The organism is Streptomyces sp. NPDC001315 (genome assembly GCF_042896175.1).
Taxonomy (GTDB): Bacteria; Actinomycetota; Actinomycetes; order Streptomycetales; family Streptomycetaceae; genus Streptomyces.
Window position 1 is genome coordinate 225,821 of sequence record NZ_JBIAWZ010000002.1, and the last position, 19,669, is coordinate 245,489.

A 19,669-nucleotide genomic window follows, 5' to 3' on the forward strand; every position below is an offset into this window, starting at 1 on the left:
CCTACCCCCGTTCAGCCGGGATACGGCGGAAATGCCCGGGCCAGCTCGCGCACCTCCTCCCGGGCCCGGACGCCCTCGATCTCGCCCCGCAGCACGCCCGCGAGCAGCGTGGCGATCCTCGCCATCTCCTGCTCCCGCATGCCCTGCGTGGTCACCGCGGCCGTGCCGAGGCGCAGGCCACGGGCGTCGCCGTGCGGCAGCGCACAGCAGTCCAGGACCACCCCGGCCGCCGCGAGCCGCCCGCGCGCGGTACGTCCGTCGACGTCGAGCGGCGCCGGATCGGCCGTGATGAGGTGGGTGTCGGTCCCGCCGGTGGTCACGACCATGCCCTCCGCCGCCAGCCCGGCCGCCAGGACCCTCGCGTTGGCGACCACCTGATGGGCGTACACGGTGAAGGCCGGCGTCGCCGCCTCGCCGAACGCCACGGCCTTGGCGGCGATGGTGTGCATCTGCGCGCCGCCCTGCGTGAACGGGAAGACCGCCCGGTCCACGCGTTCGGCGAGCTCCGAGCCGCACAGGATCATGCCGCCGCGGGGCCCGCGCAGCACCTTGTGCGTGGTGGCGCACACGATGTCGGCGTACGGCACCGGACTGGGCGCCGCTCCCCCGGCGACGAGCCCGATGGGATGGGCGGCGTCGGCGATGAGATAGGCGCCGACCTCGTCGGCCACGGCCCGGAAGTAGGCGTAGTCGAGGTGCCGGGGGTAGGCGATGGAGCCGCACACGATCGCCTTGGGCCGGTGGGTGTGGGCCAGGGTGCGCACCTGGTCGTAGTCGATGAGCCCGCTCTCGGCGTCGACGCCGTACCCGATGAAGTCGAACCAGCGCCCGGAGAAGTTCACCGGCGAGCCGTGCGTGAGGTGACCGCCGTACGGCAGCCCGAGGGCGAGGACGGTGTCGCCGGGTCGCAGCAGCACCGCGTACGCGGCGAGCACCGCGGACGATCCGGAATGCGCCTGCACGTTGGCGTGCTGGGCCCCGAACAGCGCCTTCGCCCGGTCCACGGCGATCCGCTCGGCGACGTCGACGATCTCGCACCCGCCGTGGTGGCGGGCCCCCGGATACCCCTCGGCGTACTTGTTCGCGAGCGCTGACCCGAGCGCGGCCAGCACGGCGGGCGAGGTGAAGTTCTCGGCGGCGATCAGCTGCAACGAGGTCGCCTGCCGTTCCCGCTCGGCGAGCAGGATGTCCGCCAGCTCGGGGTCCTGCCGGCGCAGGACATCGGCCTCGAGGGTGGGGGTGACCGCCATGATGAACTCCGGACGCGTCGACGCTGACGTACGTCCAATGTAGGCCGGAGAGGTCGGGGGCGCCCGGTGTTGCCGCCGTCAGGTCCGCGCCGGTACCCCGGTGAGCGCCGTCACCACCGGATCCAGCGCCTCGTGTATCTCGTCCCCGATGGACCGGAAGAACGGCAACGGGGCCCCGTACGGGTCGTACACCTCGTCCGCCTCGGCCGTCGGCGCCAGCAGCCAGCCGCGTAGCGCGGCGGCCGCCCGCACCAGGGCGCGCGCACGGTCGACCACGCCGTCCTCCAGCGGAGGCAGCGTCGCCGGGTCGATCGCCCGGACCAGGCGGGTGAACTCCTTCAGCGTGAAGGTGCGCAGGCCCGCCGAATGGCCCATGGAGATGACCTGGGCGCGGTGGTCGCGGGTCGCCGTCAGGACCAGGTCGGCCATGATGACGTGCTCGTCGAGGAGCTCCCGCCCGACGAAGCCGGAGGCGTCCGCGCCGAAGTCGGCCAGCACGGTCTCCGCGTTGGCCTCCATGGGCGCGCCTTCGTGGCCCCAGGTGCCCGCGCTCTCCACGATGAGCCCACTGCTCAGCAGGCCGCCGAGCCGGTCCACCACGAAATGGCGGGTCAGCCGCTCGGTGATGGGCGAGCGGCACACGTTGCCGGTGCTGACGTGGAGGATGCGGAAGCTGTCGCGCGGAAACCCGAAGGTGCCCGTCACTTCCCCGTTGCCTATGCCACGCCCCGCGTCAGGGGCCGTCAATTCGCCACCTCGAGGTCGGGTACGACCTTCCGCAGCTCCTCCGCGGAGATCGCGCCCGCGCGCAGCAGCAGCGGCACCTCGCGGGTGACGTCGACGATCGAGGACGGCACGTTGCCGGGGGTCGGGCCGCCGTCCAGGTAGACGGAGACGGAGTCGCCGAGCATCTCCTGCGCGGCGTCACAGTTCTCGGGGGCCGGGTGGCCGGTCAGGTTCGCGGAGGAGACCGCCATCGGGCCGACCTCCGTCAGCAGCTCGATGGCGACCGGGTGCAGCGGCATGCGCACGGCGACGGTGCCACGGGTGTCCCCCAGGTCCCACTGGAGCGACGGCTGGTGCTTGGCGACGAGCGTGAGCGCGCCCGGCCAGAAGGCGTCGACCAGCTCCCAGGCCAGCTCGGAGAAGTCCGTGACGAGGCCGTGCAGGGTGTTCGGGGAGCCGATGAGGACGGGCGTGGGCATGTTGCGGCCCCGGCCCTTGGCGTCGAGGAGGTCGGCGACGGCCTCCGAGGAGAACGCGTCGGCGCCGATGCCGTACACCGTGTCCGTCGGCAGCACCACGAGCTCGCCACGGCGGACGGCGGACGCGGCCTCGCGCAGACCGGTCACGCGGTCGGTCGCGTCGTTGGTGTCGTATCGCCGTGCCATCTAGCGGGCCTCCTCGTACACGTACTGCTGGACTGAAGTCTGGGGCGCGCTGCTCACGGCAGCGCCTTGCGGGCGGTGGCGAACCGGGGCCGGTTGTTGAGGTCGGGGTGGTCGGCCGCGTCGGCCCAGCCCTTCTCCTCGGTGAAGATCCACGGCACCTGGCCGCCCTGGGTGTCGGCGTGCTCCACGACGACGACGCCGCCGGGACGCAGCAGCCGGTGCGCGGTGCGTTCCAGACCGCGGATGAGTTCGAGTCCGTCCTCGCCGGAGAACAGGGCGAGTTCGGGATCGTAGTCCCGCGCCTCGGGAGCGACGTACTCCCATTCGGTCAGCGGGATGTACGGCGGGTTGGAGATGACGAGGTCGACCTGGCCGTCGAGGTCGTGGAAGGCGTCCAGGGCGTTGCCCTGACGCAGGTCGACCCTGGACCCCTCCACGTTCTTGCGGGTCCACTGGAGGGCGTCCTCGGACAGCTCCACGGCGTGCACGCGGGAGCGCGGCACCTCCTGGGCGAGCGCGAGCGCGATGGCGCCCGAGCCGGTGCACAGGTCGACGATCAGCGGCTCGACCACGTCCATGGCGCGTACGGCGTCTATGGCCCAGCCGACCACGGACTCCGTCTCGGGGCGCGGCACGAAGACGCCGGGGCCGACCTGGAGCTCCAGGTACCGGAAGAAGGCCCGGCCGGTGATGTGCTGGAGCGGCTCGCGCTGCTCACGGCGCGCGATGACCTCCCAGTAGCGGGCGTCGAAGTCCGCGTCCTTCACGGAGTGCAGCGCGCCCCGCTTCACGCCGTGCACGAACGCGGCGAGCTCCTCCGCGTCGTTGCGCGGCGAGGGCACGCCGGCGTCGGCCAGCCGCTGGGTGGCCTGGGCCACCTCTGCGAGCAGCAGGTTCACGCAAGTCCTCCGTGTCGTACTCGTCCTCGTATGTGCGTACGTCCGTCCTTACGCGGCTGCGAGCTTGGCCGCCGAGTCCGCGTCGAGGCAGGCCTGGATCACCGCGTCGAGGTCGCCGTCCAGGACCTGGTCCAGGTTGTACGCCTTGAAGCCGACGCGGTGGTCCGAGAGCCGGTTCTCCGGGAAGTTGTACGTGCGGATCTTCTCGGAGCGGTCGACGGTGCGGACCTGGCTGCGGCGGGCGTCGGCGGCCTCCCGCTCCGCCTCCTCCTGCGCCGCTGCGAGCAGCCTGGAGCGCAGGATACGCATCGCCTGCTCCTTGTTCTGCAGCTGGCTCTTCTCGTTCTGGCAGGAGGCGACGACTCCGGTGGGCAGGTGCGTGATGCGCACCGCGGAGTCGGTGGTGTTGACGGACTGGCCGCCGGGGCCGGACGAGCGGTACACGTCGATGCGCAGGTCGTTCGGGTTGATCTCCACGTCGACCTCCTCGGCCTCCGGGGTGACCAGCACACCGGCCGCCGACGTGTGGATACGGCCCTGGGACTCGGTCGCCGGCACACGCTGCACGCGGTGCACGCCGCCCTCGTACTTCAGGCGGGCCCAGACGCCCTGGCCGGGCTCGGTGGCGCCCTGGCCGCCCTTGGTCTTCACGGCGACCTGGACGTCCTTGTAGCCGCCGAGCTCGGACTCGGTGGCGTCGATGATCTCGGTCTTCCAGCCGATGCGCTCGGCGTAGCGCAGGTACATGCGCAGCAGGTCACCGGCGAACAGCGCGGACTCGTCGCCGCCCGCGCCCGCCTTGATCTCGAGGATGACGTCCTTGTCGTCGCTGGGGTCGCGCGGAACGAGGAGGAGCCGCAGCTTCTCCGTCAGCTCCTCGCGCTGCTTCTCCAGCTCCTTGACCTCGGCGGCGAACTCCGGGTCGTCGGCGCCGAGTTCGCGCGCGGTCTCGATGTCGTCGCCGGTCTGCTTCCAGGAGCGGTACGTGGCGACGATCGGGGTGAGCTCGGCGTAGCGCTTGTTCAGCTTGCGCGCGTTGGCCTGGTCGGAGTGGACCGACGGGTCGGCGAGCTTCTTCTCCAGGTCGGCGTGCTCACCGACGAGTTCCTCGACGGCCTCGAACATCTTGGGCTCCTGATACTGCGTAATGAGGGGGAAGGCGGGCGACCAAAAACGCCGGTCCCGGGCGCCCCCGGTGAAGGGGTGCGGCCGTGGACCGGCGAAATGGGGCTCGCTACTTCTTGGAGCCGGCAGCAGCCTTGCCGAAGCGGGCCTCGAAGCGGGCCACACGGCCACCGGTGTCGAGGATCTTCTGCTTGCCCGTGTAGAACGGGTGGCACTCGGAGCAGACCTCGGCCCGGATGGTGCCGGACTCGATGGTGCTACGGGTGGTGAACGACGCGCCACAGGTGCAGCTGACCTGCGTCTCGACGTACTCGGGGTGGATGTCGCGCTTCAAGGTGTCTCCTAGTTTCGGGAGGGCTCCGGGTCGCAGCCGCGGGATGCGGGAGCGTGAACCGGGGCCGACGTACCAGTCTGCCAGGACTGGCCGCATCCCCCAAAACCGGGGGGCGAGCCGATGTATTCCCGAGCTTCTCCGAGGGCCTCACCGAGCGGCTCAGGAAGAGGTCACGACGCCCTTGGCCATGCCGCTCGCGGTGCCCTGAGTGGCGGCCTCCGGTATCGCCCGGTCGTTCTTCAGGGCGTTCCAGACCAGTTTCGACTCGGCCTCGGCGACGATGACGCGGTTGGGGTTCGCGGGGTCGTACCGCACCGGCATGGTGACCATGCTCATGTGGGACGAGCTGATGCCCTTCAGGCCGTTCGCGAAGTCGAGCAGGGAGTTCACCGAGCCCAGGTCGGAGTCGGCGGTGACGGCCTTGGTGGCGGTGTCGGCGAGGGCGATCAGCTTCTTGGGGCTGCTGAAGAGGCCGATGTCCTTGACCTGGTTGACCAGGGCCTTGATGAACGCCTGCTGGAGCTGGATACGGCCGAGGTCGGAGCCGTCGCCGACGCCGTGCCGGGTGCGGACCAGGCCGAGCGCCTGCTCGCCGGTGAGCTTGTGCGTGCCCGCCTTGAGGTTCAGATGGCTGTCGGGGTCGTTGATGTCCTTGGTCGTGGTGACCGTGACACCGCCGAGCTCGTCGATGAGTTTCTGGAAGCCGCTGAAGTCGACCTCGAGGTAGTGGTCCATGCGGACGCCGCTGATGGACTCGACCGTCTTCACCGCGCAGGCCGCTCCGCCGGTGGAGTAGGCGGAGTTGAACATCACGTCGGTCGCGGCCGCGTGCGTGGTGCCGCTGGTGTCGGTGCACGCGGGGCGGTCGATGAGGGTGTCACGCGGTATGGAGACCACGCTGGCCTTCTTGTGGCCCTTGTAGACGTGCACGATCATCGCCGTGTCGGAGCGGGCGCTGCCGTCGTCGGTGCCGCCGCCGAGCTTCTCGTTGGAGCCGGAGCGGCTGTCCGAGCCGAGGACCAGGATGTTCTCCGAGCCGTTGTCGGTCTTGATCGGCCGGTCGGTGCCGAGGGCCTGGTTGATGTCGACGGACTTGAGGTTGTCGTTGAGCTTGAAGTACAGGTAGCCGGCGCCGGTGCCGCCCAGGACGACGATGCCCGCCGCGGTCCAGGCCATGATCATCAGGCCTCTGCCGCGCTTGCCGCGGCTCTTGCGGCGGCGGCCCTTGGCCCGGTGGCGGGGGCCGCTGGTACCGGGGCCGCCCGGTATGACGGGCTCCGGCGTGCTCTCGGCAGACATGTGCTCCTCAGCTCTGGCGTCGCTCGACCAGGGGAAACCCCCATTGCTCCATCGTCACTCCGTCGGGTCAGACGGGGAAACTCGGGAAAGGGTTGCACAACGCTCTGTGCCCACCGCGTACGGTTCCGCGTACCGTGCGTAGTCGCCAAACCGGGGCGTACGCCGCTCACCTGCGATTTCCGCCGCGATACCGACTCGGCCGGAAGTCGGCCCCGGCCGCGTTCCCTGTGGCGAAGATCTCTCCGTGGTGGCACAGGTCGCGCCGTACGGCCCGCTTCCGCGGGCAGCACGAAGGGCCGCCCCCGAGACGGGAGCGGCCCTTCTGTGGCTGTCGGTGCCGACCTCAGTCGCCGTTACCGGGCATCGGGGTCGTCTTCTGGATCTGCAGCAGGAACTCGGCGTTCGACTTCGTCTGCCGCATCTTGTCGAGGAGCAGCTCGATCGCCTGCTGCTGGTCGAGCGCGTGCAGCACCCGGCGCAGCTTCCACACGATGGCCAACTCGTCGCTGCCGAGCAGGATCTCTTCCTTACGGGTGCCGGACGCGTCGACGTCCACCGCCGGGAAGATGCGCTTGTCGGCGAGCTTCCGGTCGAGCTTGAGCTCGGCGTTGCCGGTGCCCTTGAACTCCTCGAAGATGACCTCGTCCATGCGCGAGCCGGTGTCGACGAGCGCGGTGGCCAGGATGGTCAGCGAGCCGCCGTCCTCGATGTTGCGTGCGGCACCGAAGAAGCGCTTCGGCGGGTACAGCGCGGTCGAGTCGACACCACCGGACAGGATGCGGCCGGAGGCCGGGGCGGCGAGGTTGTACGCACGGCCCAGACGCGTGATCGAGTCGAGCAGGACGACGACGTCGTGGCCCAGTTCCACCAGGCGCTTGGCGCGCTCGATGGCGAGCTCGGCGACCGTGGTGTGGTCCTCGGCCGGGCGGTCGAAGGTCGAGGAGATGACCTCGCCCTTGACCGACCGCTGCATGTCGGTGACCTCTTCCGGACGCTCGTCGACCAGGACGACCATCAGGTGGCACTCGGGGTTGTTGTGCGTGATCGCGTTGGCGATCGCCTGCATGATCATGGTCTTGCCGGTCTTCGGCGGGGCCACGATCAGACCGCGCTGGCCCTTACCGATCGGCGCGACGAGGTCGATGATGCGGGTGGTGAGGATGCCCGGGTCGGTCTCCAGACGGAGCCGGTCCTGCGGGTACAACGGCGTCAGCTTGTTGAACTCCGGCCGTCCGCGCCCGGATTCGGGCGCCATGCCGTTGACGGAGTCGAGGCGGACCAGCGCGTTGAACTTCTCGCGGCGCTCACCCTCCTTCGGCTGACGGACCGCACCGGTGACGTGGTCGCCCTTGCGCAGGCCGTTCTTGCGGACCTGGGCGAGGGAGACGTACACGTCGTTCGGACCGGGCAGGTAGCCCGACGTACGGATGAAGGCGTAGTTGTCGAGGATGTCCAGGATGCCCGCGACGGGGATCAGGACGTCGTCGTCGGCGAGCTGCGGCTCGGCGGCGCCGATCTCGTCGCGTCCACGGCGGCCACGGCGGTCGCGGTAACGGCCGCGACGGCCACGGCGACCGCCCTCGAAGTCGTCGTCGTCCTGCGGGCCGTTGTCACGCTGACGGTCCTGGCGGTCCTGCCGGCCGCCGCCGCCCTGCTGCTGGCCCTGCTGGCGCTGCGGCTGGCCGCCGCCCTGCTGGTCGTCGCCCTTGCCGCGGCGGTCGCGGTCGCGGTCCCGGCCGCGCTCACGGCGGTCGCGGCGGCGGCCCTCGGCGCCGTCACCGGCGTCGCCCTGCGGCTGTGCGGGAGTCTCGGCCTTCGGCTCGCTCTTGGCCTCGGCGGCGACCGTCTCGGTGCTGCCCGCCGCCGGGCTGCCCGCGTCAGCGGTGGCACGCCGACGGCGGCGGTCCGCGGGGGCGTCGTCGGCCGCGGGCTGGCCGGGGATCTCGATCTGCTGCTGGGCAACGGCCTTCTCGGCCTTGGCGGGCGCCTCGGCCTTCTTCTCGGCGGGGGCGTCGTCGCCCGTGCGCGCCTTCGAAGTGGCCCGGCGCTTCGGCTTGGTCTCGGTGGCCGTCTCGGCGCTCTTCGCCGGGGCACCCCCTCCCGCCTGCGCCTCCTTGATGACCTCGATCAGCTGGCTCTTGCGCATGCGCGCGGTGCCCCTGATGCCGAGGCCGGATGCGACCTGCTGCAGCTCGGCCAGCACCATGCCGTCGAGGCCGGTACCGCGGCGCCGCCGGGAGCCGGCACCGGTGGCAGGCGCGGAGGCGTCCGTGGCGGGCGCGGCAGCGGTCTCCTCGACACGTGCGCCCATCAGATCGGTGGTGTCGCTCACGAAGGGTCCTTCCCTGGAGCGGACGTCGGCCTGTCTGGCTCGGCGACCGGTTGTGCTGTCCGGCAGTGGTCCCGTCTGTGTGGACCGTGCCGGGGCGGTGGTCCGCCAAAGCGGCGGAAGAGAATTTCTGGTGATGGCACTTCCATGAGCCGTGGCACCGACTGTCTGTGTCACGCGGCGTGGTCGCACCGATTCCGGAGCGTGCCCTGCGGACCGCTCAGCACCCGCGTACGGCGTACTGCCCAGGTACGACGTACGGAACACAGTGCGGCTTGGGGAGCTCCCGGAAGAATGTTGGTCCCGGACGGGGACACGAAGCACCTCGCCATGGTGGGGTCGGGTGCAGACTTGAGGTTAACACTACCGGATCCAACAAACATTCCCCCTCTCGAAATCCGGCAACCGTGTCTCAGGTCGCGAGCGGCAGCACGCTCGCTCCCTGCAGATCGAGGCTCAGCCGGTTCGCTGCCCAGTCGGTGCCGGCCAGCTGCTCGACCTTGTCGGCGGTGCCCGCGTCGGCCAGCGCCATGACGGTGGGCCCGGCGCCCGAGATGACGGCCGGAATGCCGTCGGCACGCAGTCGCTCCACCAGCGCCGCGCTCTCCGGCATGGCGGGCGCGCGGTACTCCTGGTGGAGGCGGTCCTCGGTGGCGGGCAGCAGCAGCTCGGGGCGCCGGGTGAGCGCCTCGACGAGCAGTGCGGCGCGGCCCGCGTTGGTGGCGGCGTCGACGTGCGGCACGGTGCGCGGGAGCAGACCGCGCGCGGTCGCCGTCAGCACCGGCTTTCCGGGCACGAAAACCACCGGAACGATGGAATCGGCGGGCTCCATCCTGATCGCCCGTGCGGATCCCGTCTCCATCCAGGAGAGCGTGAACCCGCCCAGCAGACAGGCCGCGACGTTGTCGGGGTGGCCCTCGATCTCGGTGGCGAGCGCGAGCAGCGCGGCGTCGTCGAGCTTCGCCTCGCCGCCTATGGTCACCGCCCGGGCGGCCACGATGCCGGCGCAGATGGCCGCCGAGGAGGAGCCGAGGCCGCGACCATGGGGAATGCGGTTGGCGCAGACGATCTCGAGGCCGCGGGGCTGTCCGCCCAGCAGGTCGAACGCGGTACGCAGGGAACGTACGAGAAGGTGGCTCTCGTCGCGCGGGAGGGTCTCGCTGCCCTCACCCGCGATGTCGACGTGCAGCCCGGAGTCGGCCACCCGGACGACCACGTCGTCGTACAGCCCCAGCGCGAGGCCGAGGGCGTCGAAGCCCGGGCCGAGGTTGGCGCTGGTGGCGGGGACGCGCACCCGGACGGCGGCGGCGCGGAACGCTGGACCGGCCATCGCTCGATGAACTCCTTGAGCTGCGAGATTGTCGAATCCATTCGATGGAACGCACTCGACACGAACATTCGATACCTACGTGGGGACCCTCGGGCCGTGGGAACGGCGCGACACCGGCCATATGCGGAGGCATATGCGGCGGGCGGGTTCAGTACAGCCTATCGAAGGAAGGTTCTGTGGCGACATAGGGCGCACAGGAGGCGCACGATGCGTGCCTCAAGCCCCCTGTGCACCCCCGATGGGGGTTGCCCTAGTCGGCCGGCCTTGTCGGCCGGCCATTGCCGGTCACCCCTGCCGGTCACCCCTGTCGGTGGAGCCTGTCAGGCGAGTCCGAGGCGCTCGGCCGCCGTCGCCGCGTCGACCGGGACGGTGACCGGCTGCGGGGCACCCGCGACGGCCCAGTCGGGGTCCTTGAGGCCGTTGCCGGTGACCGTGCACACGATGGTCTGCCCCGGGTCGACCTTGCCCTGCTCGGCCGCCTTCAGCAGACCGGCCACGGACGCGGCGGACGCGGGCTCCACGAAGACACCCTCCTGGGCGGCCAACAGCCGGTAGGCGCGCAGGATTTCACGGTCCGTCACCTCGTCGATGAGGCCGCCGGACTCGTCCCGCGCCGCCAGGGCGTACTGCCAGGACGCGGGGTTGCCGATCCGGATCGCGGTCGCGATGGTCGACGGGTCCTTGACCACCTCGCCGCGCACGATCGGGGCGGAGCCGGACGCCTGGAAGCCCCACATACGGGGAGTCCGCGCGGCGATCCCGTCGGCGGCGTACTCCGTGTACCCCTTCCAGTACGCGGTGATGTTGCCCGCGTTGCCCACCGGCAGGACGTGGATGTCGGGGGCGTCCCCGAGCATGTCCACGATCTCGAAGGCGGCGGTCTTCTGCCCCTCGATACGCACCGGGTTGACCGAATTGACCAGCGCCACGGGGTAGTTGTCGCTCAGGGCCCGGGCAAGGGTCAGGCAGTCGTCGAAGTTGCCGTCGACCTGGAGGATCTTCGCGCCGTGGATGAGGGCCTGGCCCATCTTGCCGAGCGCGATCTTGCCCTGCGGAACGAGAACGGCCGAAACCATTCCGGCCCGCACGGCGTACGCGGCGGCGGAGGCGGACGTGTTGCCGGTGGAGGCGCAGATCACCGCCTTCGCCCCCTCCTCCTTGGCCTTGCTGATGGCCATGGTCATGCCGCGGTCCTTGAAGGACCCGGTGGGGTTCGCGCCCTCCACCTTGAGGTGGACCTCGCAGCCCGTGCGCTCGGAGAGCACCTGCGCGGGCACGAGGGGCGTGCCGCCCTCGCGGAGCGTCACGACCGGCGTGGTGTCGGATACCGGCAGACGGTCCCGGTACTCCTCGATGATTCCGCGCCACTGGTGGGTCATTGCTGGTTACTCTCCTTCAACCCGCATGATGCTGGCGACACCCCGCACGGTGTCGAGCTTGCGCAGCGCCTCGACGGTCCCGCTGAGGGACGCGTCGGACGCGCGGTGGGTGACGACGACGAGAGAGGCCTCGCCGTCCTTTCCCTGCTGCCGAACGGTATCGATCGACACGCCGTGCTCGGCGAACACGGTCGCCACCTGGGCGAGAACACCCGGTTTGTCGGCCACATCGAGGCTGATGTGGTAGCGCGTGACGACGTCGCCCATGGGCGAGACGGGCAGCGCGGCATACGCCGACTCGCCGGGCCCGGTGGCGCCGTTGAGCCGGTTGCGGCAGACGGCGACGAGGTCGCCGAGCACGGCGGAGGCGGTGGGGGCACCGCCCGCGCCGGGGCCGTAGAACATGAGCTGCCCGGCGGCGTCGGACTCGACGAACACGGCGTTGTAGGCGCCGCGCACGGAGGCCAGCGGGTGGCTCAGCGGGATCATCGCCGGATGCACGCGCGCGGTGACGGACCCGCCGTCCGCCGCCCGCTCGCAGATGGCGAGCAGCTTGATGGTGCAGCCGATCTGCTTCGCGGCGGCGAAGTCGGCGGCGGTGACCTCGGTCATGCCCTCGCGGTAGACGTCGTCGAGACGCACGCGCGTGTGGAAGGCGATTCCGGCGAGGATGGCGGCCTTGGCGGCGGCGTCGAAGGCCTCCACGTCGGCGGTGGGGTCGGCCTCCGCATACCCGAGGGCGGTGGCCTCGTCGAGGGCCTCCTGATAGCCGGCCCCGGTCGAGTCCATCTTGTCGAGGATGAAGTTGGTCGTCCCGTTGACGATCCCGAGCACCCGGTTGACCTTGTCGCCGGCGAGGGACTCGCGCAGCGGCCGGATCAGCGGGATGGCGCCGGCGACGGCGGCCTCGTAGTAGAGGTCCCTGCCGTTCTTCTCCGCCTCCGCGTGCAGGGCGGCGCCGTCCTGGGCGAGGAGGGCCTTGTTGGCGGAGACGACGGACGCACCGTGCTCGAAGGCGGTGGTGATGAGGCTCCGGGCGGGCTCGATGCCCCCGATGACCTCGACCACGACGTCGATGTCGCCCCGTTTGACCAGGGCGGTGGCGTCGGTGGTGACGAGGGCGGGGTCGATCCCCTCACGGACCTTGGACGGCCGCCGTACGGCCACCCCCGCCAGCTCCACGGGCGCCCCGATCCGGGCGGCGAGGTCGTCGGCGTGCGTCGTCATGATGCGCGCCACCTCTGAGCCGACCACTCCACAGCCCAGCAGCGCCACCTTCAGCGGACGCGTACGCATCATCCGACCTCGTTTCCTCATACCGTCTACGGTTGGACCAGTCTCACTCACCGGACGGGAGTTTCTGCCCTTGGTCCGGATCGTGAGACATCTATTTCATTTTGACGGGGGTGGAAGACAGGAGATCTTCCGCCCCCGCCTTTTCGGGAGCCTCGGGGACGGGCCTCACCCGACGTCGAGACGCAGGAGGTCCTCCTCCGTCTCGCGGCGGACGATGAGCCGGGCCTCGCCGTCCTTGACGGCGACGACGGGCGGGCGGGTCACGTGGTTGTAGTTGCTGGCCATGGAGCGGCAGTAGGCACCGGTGGCCGGTACGGCGATGAGGTCACCGGGCGCCAGGTCGGCCGGCAGGAACGCGTCCTTGACCACGATGTCCCCACTCTCGCAGTGCTTGCCGACGACACGGGCGAGCATCGGCTCGGCGTCGCTCGCCCGGGAGACGAGGGCGACGCTGTACTCGGCGTCGTACAACGCGGTACGGATGTTGTCGGACATGCCGCCGTCGACGGAGACGTACGTACGCAGCCCGTCGAGGGGCTTGATGGTGCCGACCTCGTAGAGCGTGAAGGCGGTGGGCCCGACGATGGCGCGTCCCGGCTCGACGGAGATACGGGGCGTACGGAGCCTGGCGCCGTCGCACTCACGGGTGACGATCTCCGTCAGCGCCTTGGCGATCTCGTGGGGCTCGCGCGGGTCGTCGTCGCTGGTGTAGGCGATGCCGAGACCACCGCCGAGGTCGATCTCGGGCAACTCGACACCGTGCTCGTCGCGAATGTCCTTGAGGAGCGACACGACCCGGTGGGCGGCGACCTCGAAGCCCGACATGTCGAAGATCTGGGAGCCGATGTGGGAGTGGATCCCGATCAGCTCGAGCCCGTCGAGCTGGAGGGCACGCCGAACGGCCTCGGCGGCCTGCCCACCGGCGAGCGGGATGCCGAACTTCTGGTCCTCGTGCGCGGTGGCGATGAACTCGTGCGTGTGCGCCTCGACGCCGACGGTGATACGGATCTGCACCCGCTGCCGCTTCCCGAGGGACTGGGCGATGTGGGCGACGCGGACGATCTCCTGGAAGGAGTCGAGGACGATGCGTCCGACGCCGGCCGTGATGGCCCGGTGGATCTCCTCGGTGGACTTGTTGTTGCCGTGGAAGGCGATGCGCTCGGCGGGCATGCCGGCGGAGAGCGCGGTGGCGAGCTCGCCGCCGGAGCAGACGTCGAGGTTGAGCCCTTCCTCGTGCAGCCACCGCACGACGGCGCGGGAGAGGAAGGCCTTGCCGGCGTAGAAGACGTCGGCGTCATGGCCGAACGCGCTCCGCCAGGCGCGCGCCCGGGCGCGGAAGTCGGCCTCGTCGAGGATGTAGGCGGGGGTGCCGAACTCCTCGGCGAGCTGCTTCACGTCGATACCGCCGACGGTCGCGACACCGTGGGAGTCCCGGGTCACGGTCTGAGCCCACACCTTCGGGTCGAGGGCGTTGAGGTCGGCGGGCGGGGCGGCGTAGTGCCCGTCGGGGAGGACGTCGGCGTGGCGGGGCCCGGCGGGGTGTGCGGAACGGCTCATGGCTGGAGGACTCTCTCTGTCTCTCTCTGACTGTCTCAGGCGCTCTCTGGCGCTCTCAGAGGTGGTCGGGTGCGTCGATGCCGAGCAGGGACAGGCCACCGGCCAGCACCGTCCCGGCGGCTTCGGCGAGGGCGAGCCGGGCGCGGTGGGCGGCCGAGGGTTTCTCGTCACCGCGCGGGAGGACGGTGAGGAGGAACGGGAGAGTGGCGTCGGCGACGGTGAGGAGGTGACGGGTCAGGCGGGAGGGGGCGTCGGGGCGTGTGGCGTGCGTGGTGTGTGTGGGGGATGTGGCGTGGGGGGTGTTGGCCCGGGGGGCGGGGGCCACATCAGCGGTGTTGGCCCGAGGGGCGGGGGCCACGTCGATCAGGGTGCTTCCTTGTGGGGCCGGGACCAGGGCCAGGGCAGGGGCCGGGGCCGTTGCCGCCTCGCTGAGGGCGCTGCCTCGTGGGGGAATGGCGGCCGCCCCGAGGACGCGGGGGTGATCGGCGAGGGCGGCGAGGAGCGCGTCCGCGTCACCGACCGGACCAGGCTCGGAGGTGAAGCCGAGGTCGGCGGCGTTGCGCACGGCGGCCCGGGTGCGGGCGTGCGCGTAGCGGACGCGGAAGAGGGGGTTGCTCTCACGCTGGACCAGGTGGTCGGCGGTGATGCGGGGCCGGCCGTGCGGGGCGGGGTGGAGCAGCGCCCACCGGGCGGCGTCGAGGCCGAGCGGGGCGGGGTCCTCGGGGGCGGGGACAGGCCGCAGATTGACGGGTTCACCGTGCTCGACCTCGACCCGCCCGCTCTGGGAGCCGATGATCCGCACGAGAGCGTCGGCGACGACCTCGGCACGGATGTCGTAGGGAATGCGAAGGGTGACGACCTGCCCGGCGAGGGCCTCGGAATGCCCGTAACGCAGCCCTTCGCGGAGGATCCGCCGCACGAGCGCGACGGAAACCGCGCCCTGGTCGAGGCTGATGTTGAGGAAACCGGGCCCGGTGATGTCGACGCCGGTGACACCGGTGGAACGGGCGAGGTGGGGCCGGAGCACCTCGGCGACGCGGCGGGGTGACTGCCCCGCGGGTCGGGCCAGCTGGAGGGCGATATTGGTGGCGTAGTCCCCGCACCCACCGGGACCAGGGGTGGTCACCACGGCGCGTTCCGGCACGGTCACACTCAGCTCGCCCTGGTCGACAGCGCTACGCACCGCGCGCAGCACGGTGCGGGAGAGCTCGACGGGGGTCACGGGACAAGCGTAGGGGAGGAGGGGGGTGGGTAGGCGAGCCGGTTTCGGCAAGGGTCCGGGATGTGGACGGGTGGGACGGACAGCAGCGGGAAGAGCGTCTACGGCCTCGCCGTCAAGCCCCTAGCCGCCGGCACGACCGGCCCGCTCGGCCGCCTCGCCGGCACTGAGAACGCTCCGGAGGGGCCCCCGGCCACTGCGCTCGGCCGCACCACTGCCTTCCCGCTCGATCAACTCCCGTACGAGCCGTACGAGTTCGGAGGGCTCGAACGGCTTGGCGAGGAAGGCGTCGACCCCGACATCGAGCCCGGCTTCCACCTCGTACTGCGTACAGGCGCTGACGATGGCGAGGGGCAGATCGCAAGTCCGCGGGTCGGCCCGCAGCCGGGCGGCGGTCCTGAGCCCGTCCAGCCGAGGCATGACGACATCGAGGGTGACCACGTCCGGCCGCACCTGATGAACGACATCCAGACACTCGGCACCATCGGCCGCGGTCACGACCTCGAGACCCTCCAGCTCGAGATTGACCCTGATCAGCTGCCGGATGACCTTGTTGTCGTCCACAACAAGCACCCGGCCCGAAGCGCCTGACACAACTCGAGAGTAGGTCGGGACCGGCCACCGCGTCCGGCGTTTCCCCACTTCCACCCCGCGCGGGCGACTCGCCACCTCCCGACGCACCGGCGGCACCCGGCAAAACCCGTTCATGACCACTCAGGAGGAGCTGGTAGTGTTCTACTCGTCGCCGCGAGCAACACGCCTCGCAACGAACACGCCCCCGTAGCTCAGGGGATAGAGCAACGGCCTCCGGAGCCGTGTGCGCAGGTTCGAATCCTGCCGGGGGCACTTCGCATGAAGTGCCTAAAGACCCCGTCACCAGCGGAAACGCTGAGGCCGGGGTCTTCGTGTTTGTGCAGGCGTATGCGGCTCAGAGCGGGCGCATGTCGAGGCCTGTGGACGAGGCGTGGACGGGATCTTGAGGCATCACGCCAGGTGAGCCCCGCAAAGTCGCGGCAACAGAGATGACCGGCCGACTGGCCTCGACAGCGGGATCTACCACCGCCGCAACGAAGTGAACGGACTCAGAGGTCCGTCGCATCCGGGTAGTGGCAACGAAGCTCGCTGAGCACGCGCTCGTCGACAGCCCTGACGTCCCACCACGAGCTGTCTGCTTCGGTCAGGACGACCACCAGCTCGTCCCCGGCGAACCCACGCGCTTCGGCGTCGATCAGCTGAAGGAACGGGGTCGTCAGCGACAACAGCGTCAACGTGTCCATGCCGACGCCGGCGGACCGGCGCTCAATCTCCAAACAGCGCGGATCCACGATCTCGTCGCACTCGACGCGCCACGTCAGGTCCAGGCCGAAGCTGCCGAGGCGGACCAGCATCTCAGCCAGAGTCACGTAGTGCTTTCCGTACCAGGCAGGGAAGGTGATCCCCTTCATCCCTGCCTCTGCTTCGGCCGTATCGCGCGACAAGCGACCCCCTTCGTTGAGCACAGACCCTAGGGCACAGTCCTGACCAGCTCACGCGCCCCATCGGACAGGCCCTAGTCGCAGGTGACCCCCCAGTAGCCGATCTGCGCGGGCCTGTCGTCGCGGTAGAGCACGACGCAGTTCCCCTGGCCGCGCCCCGGGAAGTCCAACCGCTCGGAGTCGAGAGCGGCATCCCACTCCTCGTAGGTGGGCCGCCCCTGGGGAGCCCACGCACGCACTTCCCGATCAGTCAGCGGTCGCATGAACGGACCATCGTCAGTGTCCGCGGCCTCGATCATGAGCGGAAAGTCGAGCACGCTGCCCGTGCCGCCGGTGAATATGTACTCCTGCCACTCCGGGTCCTGCCACAGCTCGTCGACGGACCGGCCCTCGAAACCGTGGTCGTCCCGCGCCAGCTCGTCCTCCTGGGCCTGCCGGAACGCGGCCTCCAGATCACGCTGATACGGGCCCGTGTCGCTCCAGCCGTTTCCGCCCATCCTTGTCCCCTCTCCATCCGACCTGCTTGATCAAGAGCGGAGCATAAGAGGCGGCACTGACAGGACACCCCGCCCCGGCGTCGGCCACGCCGTGGAAGCCACCAGCATGGGGCTGGTCTGCTTTGACTCCCAGTACGGCAAGCTCAGGTCCTGAGGTGACCCGCGAAATGAATGGACGTACCGCCATGCAGGTGGCTAGGTTCCGTCTGGCCATTCGTCGTCTAGCGGCCTAGGACACGGCACGCGGGTTCGCCCGATGCGGAAACCCCGGTTCGAATCCGGGCGATGGCCACCTCAGCTACACCGCATGTACCGGGGCGGTCTCGAATGCCGCTCAGCCCGACCCCGTCGACTCACGGCTCAGCAGTCGTAGCGGTGGGTTGTGGGCCAGGTGGGGCAGCTGCGGCAGACGAAGACATAGATGCCTCCACAGTCCCCCATGATCATTTCGTGGCTGCCGTGCTGCAGTTCCGGGTCGTCGGAAGTTTCCCAGCCGCAGCCGGGACGGGTGCGCTCCTCGACCGGGAGCCAGCGGCCACACGATTCACTCGCCGAGATGGTCAGCAAGTGTTCCATCCGGGAACCGCACGAACAGTGCGGCCAGTTCGGCGGCTGTGTCCAGCCGGGGTATCCGCCGACCTTGCTCTGCGGGATGGTGAAGGCGTCGTAGTAGGAAATGCCACAGGACTCCTCCATCTCCTCGCTCAACTCGCCCACGCGCTCGACCAATTCCGCGGGCATGTCCCAGTTGGGGTACTCCACGGTCTCGGTGGGGTGTACCACGCAGGGGCGTGGGACGTACTCGTCATAGAACTCGTAAGGCCGCGGCGCCTCGTCCAGCAGTGGCCGATCCGCCAGGTCAGCAACGGATCGCCAACGCAGCACCGGAACCGGCGAGTGCTGGTCGTGGTCGGAATGGATCAGCGGGCACCAGAGCACTTGGAGCACGTCGGCGCCGACCGGAAACACCAATGCCGGAACGTCGTGGGCGATGAGCTGCAGCACGGGCACCAGGGAGACAGGGGCCGGCCCGACCACCGCGCAACCGCGGTCAGGGTTGTAGTGGTCGGGAGCCGTACACGTCGGCCAGGGCTCATCGGCGGGCCAGAGGAGCGGCCCACCCAGCGAGCTCTCATCCCGTTCGGGGCTACCGGCGCGCGGATACAGCAGCGTGGTTGCCCTCGCATACGGCACGAGTTCTGGAAATACTTCCGCGATGTCGTACGGAGCTGGCGGAACGGTAAAACTCATGATCACCTCCGGGGCGCGCATCGTAACGCGACTGGAGTCAGCCGGCACCTCTCGTGCCACCTCGATGCGAACTATGGGCGCCACGGTCGCTGGGGTCTGCTTGGCTGGTCAGGTGGTCATGCGGGACTGTCGGCGGACGGGCCGGTTCTTCAGACCGCGATCGTCGTGGGTCTCCCCCGAGTCAGTCCACTGCTTGCCGACCGACGGACGAGTCCGGTGGAGCAGAGCTGCTTCCCGTCCTCGTCGCCACGGTCTTGGAGGTTGTGCCGCGAGTGGGGAGCATAGGCACAGCTACGGGGCCGTAGTGCCGTTGCCAGTCGCCGGCCCGCGGATGGATCGAATGAACGGGTGGGGGTCCTCGTGGATGTGACCACGCTTGCCGTCGCACTCATCAGCGTCGGAGGAACGCTAGGCGGAACTCTGGGTGGCGGAGTGCTCAGCCAGCGCGCCGGCCGAGCTCAAGCGGCAGAACAGAACCAGCGCGCCGACCGTGAGCGGGAGGAGCAGCGCGCTGCGGAAGCACTGCAGGCCAAGCGCAATCTCTATGCCGCTGTGAACACCGCAGCTCGCGCTTACCGGGTTGCCGCCCGAGACACCGTCGAAGCTGCCGAACGCGGTGAAATCATCGACCCGGCGCTCCTCGATGCGGCGAAGGAAGCCTGGGCCGATCAATACTCCCAAGCACAGATGGCACTGGCCTATGAGGTCCTGGAAGTGGCCTCAGCTCTCAACAGGTCACTCGGAGTCGGGTACTCAGTCGTCAAGCAACTGCCGAACAGCCCTCGGCTCGATGAGTCATACCAACGCGCCAAGAAATGGTTCAGCGACCCGCTGTCCGATGGCGTGTACCTCCTGCGGGTCACACTGCGACATGACCTCGGCGTTGAGATCGATCCTCATTTCGAGCAGATCCGATGGCAGATCCTTAAGAAACTCGAGACCGCGAGGAAAGACCTTGTGCGCCAACTCGCCGCAGAGCGGGTGCAGGCCACTGGATCAATTTGACGGCCAACGTAAAAGCAGGGGCCCTGGAATCCA

Annotated in this window: 18 protein-coding genes and 2 tRNA genes; 3 read left to right on the forward strand and 17 right to left on the reverse strand. The window is 69.9% G+C overall.

Features of this window, described 5'->3' with window-relative positions; all coding sequences use genetic code 11:
- Nucleotides 1-11: 11 nt before the first annotated feature.
- The 14 genes from glyA to ACFY16_RS08175 form a co-directional block, all read right to left on the reverse strand.
- The gene (gene glyA, locus ACFY16_RS08110) at nt 12-1,250 is read right to left on the reverse strand and encodes a serine hydroxymethyltransferase (RefSeq protein ID WP_390646280.1); all 1,239 of its coding nucleotides are present in this window, start codon (nt 1,248-1,250) and stop codon (nt 12-14) included.
- 78 nt (nt 1,251-1,328) lie between these two features.
- On the reverse strand, nt 1,329-1,997 hold the full coding sequence (locus ACFY16_RS08115) for a protein-tyrosine-phosphatase (protein WP_390646281.1): 669 nt from the start codon (nt 1,995-1,997) through the stop codon (nt 1,329-1,331).
- Nucleotides 1,994-2,641, reverse strand: a complete 648-nt coding sequence (locus ACFY16_RS08120; protein ID WP_351144738.1) for an L-threonylcarbamoyladenylate synthase — start codon at nt 2,639-2,641, stop codon at nt 1,994-1,996. Before ACFY16_RS08120 ends, ACFY16_RS08115 begins: the two co-directional genes overlap by 4 nt.
- A 53-nt stretch (nt 2,642-2,694) precedes the next feature.
- Entirely contained in the window at nt 2,695-3,540 is an 846-nt protein-coding gene (prmC, locus tag ACFY16_RS08125) for a peptide chain release factor N(5)-glutamine methyltransferase (protein ID WP_351144737.1), read from the reverse strand.
- Between the two features lie 48 nt (nt 3,541-3,588).
- The gene (gene prfA, locus ACFY16_RS08130) at nt 3,589-4,665 is read right to left on the reverse strand and encodes a peptide chain release factor 1 (RefSeq protein WP_390646282.1); all 1,077 of its coding nucleotides are present in this window, start codon (nt 4,663-4,665) and stop codon (nt 3,589-3,591) included.
- 109 nt (nt 4,666-4,774) lie between these two features.
- The gene (rpmE, locus tag ACFY16_RS08135; protein ID WP_019326867.1) at nt 4,775-4,999 is read right to left on the reverse strand and encodes a 50S ribosomal protein L31; all 225 of its coding nucleotides are present in this window, start codon (nt 4,997-4,999) and stop codon (nt 4,775-4,777) included.
- A 159-nt stretch (nt 5,000-5,158) separates the two neighbouring features.
- A complete protein-coding gene (locus tag ACFY16_RS08140) occupies nt 5,159-6,298 on the reverse strand; it encodes an LCP family protein (RefSeq protein ID WP_390646283.1) in 1,140 nt (379 codons plus the stop codon).
- A gap of 343 nt (nt 6,299-6,641) precedes the next feature.
- A complete protein-coding gene (rho, locus tag ACFY16_RS08145) occupies nt 6,642-8,630 on the reverse strand; it encodes a transcription termination factor Rho (RefSeq protein ID WP_390646284.1) in 1,989 nt (662 codons plus the stop codon).
- 409 nt (nt 8,631-9,039) lie between these two features.
- Complete coding sequence (gene thrB, locus ACFY16_RS08150) at nt 9,040-9,957, reverse strand: homoserine kinase (RefSeq protein ID WP_351144733.1); 918 nt, start codon at nt 9,955-9,957, stop codon at nt 9,040-9,042.
- A gap of 320 nt (nt 9,958-10,277) precedes the next feature.
- Entirely contained in the window at nt 10,278-11,336 is a 1,059-nt protein-coding gene (thrC, locus tag ACFY16_RS08155; RefSeq protein WP_390646285.1) for a threonine synthase, read from the reverse strand.
- A 6-nt stretch (nt 11,337-11,342) separates the two neighbouring features.
- Nucleotides 11,343-12,632 (reverse strand): homoserine dehydrogenase, encoded by a 1,290-nt coding sequence (locus tag ACFY16_RS08160; protein ID WP_390646685.1) that lies wholly within the window; start codon nt 12,630-12,632, stop codon nt 11,343-11,345.
- Between the two features lie 165 nt (nt 12,633-12,797).
- The gene (gene lysA / locus ACFY16_RS08165; RefSeq protein ID WP_390646286.1) at nt 12,798-14,189 is read right to left on the reverse strand and encodes a diaminopimelate decarboxylase; all 1,392 of its coding nucleotides are present in this window, start codon (nt 14,187-14,189) and stop codon (nt 12,798-12,800) included.
- 55 nt (nt 14,190-14,244) lie between these two features.
- The gene (gene nrtL / locus ACFY16_RS08170) at nt 14,245-15,411 is read right to left on the reverse strand and encodes an ArgS-related anticodon-binding protein NrtL (protein WP_390646287.1); all 1,167 of its coding nucleotides are present in this window, start codon (nt 15,409-15,411) and stop codon (nt 14,245-14,247) included.
- A 120-nt stretch (nt 15,412-15,531) separates the two neighbouring features.
- Nucleotides 15,532-16,116 (reverse strand): response regulator, encoded by a 585-nt coding sequence (locus ACFY16_RS08175; protein ID WP_390646288.1) that lies wholly within the window; start codon nt 16,114-16,116, stop codon nt 15,532-15,534.
- Between the two features lie 66 nt (nt 16,117-16,182).
- Here ACFY16_RS08175 and ACFY16_RS08180 point away from each other — a divergent pair.
- A tRNA-Arg gene (locus tag ACFY16_RS08180) sits at nt 16,183-16,254 on the forward strand.
- A 236-nt stretch (nt 16,255-16,490) separates the two neighbouring features.
- Here ACFY16_RS08180 and ACFY16_RS08185 read toward each other — a convergent pair.
- The gene (locus ACFY16_RS08185) at nt 16,491-16,907 is read right to left on the reverse strand and encodes a hypothetical protein (RefSeq protein ID WP_390646289.1); all 417 of its coding nucleotides are present in this window, start codon (nt 16,905-16,907) and stop codon (nt 16,491-16,493) included.
- A 50-nt stretch (nt 16,908-16,957) separates the two neighbouring features.
- A complete protein-coding gene (locus ACFY16_RS08190; protein ID WP_390646290.1) occupies nt 16,958-17,380 on the reverse strand; it encodes a hypothetical protein in 423 nt (140 codons plus the stop codon).
- A gap of 208 nt (nt 17,381-17,588) precedes the next feature.
- On the opposite strand from ACFY16_RS08190, the gene ACFY16_RS08195 reads away from it, so the two are divergent.
- A tRNA-OTHER gene (locus ACFY16_RS08195) sits at nt 17,589-17,672 on the forward strand.
- Between the two features lie 68 nt (nt 17,673-17,740).
- Here ACFY16_RS08195 and ACFY16_RS08200 read toward each other — a convergent pair.
- A complete protein-coding gene (locus ACFY16_RS08200) occupies nt 17,741-18,631 on the reverse strand; it encodes a hypothetical protein (protein ID WP_390646291.1) in 891 nt (296 codons plus the stop codon).
- Nucleotides 18,632-18,991: 360 nt separating this feature from the next.
- On the opposite strand from ACFY16_RS08200, the gene ACFY16_RS08205 reads away from it, so the two are divergent.
- Complete coding sequence (locus ACFY16_RS08205) at nt 18,992-19,636, forward strand: hypothetical protein (protein WP_390646292.1); 645 nt, start codon at nt 18,992-18,994, stop codon at nt 19,634-19,636.
- Nucleotides 19,637-19,669: the final 33 nt, after the last annotated feature.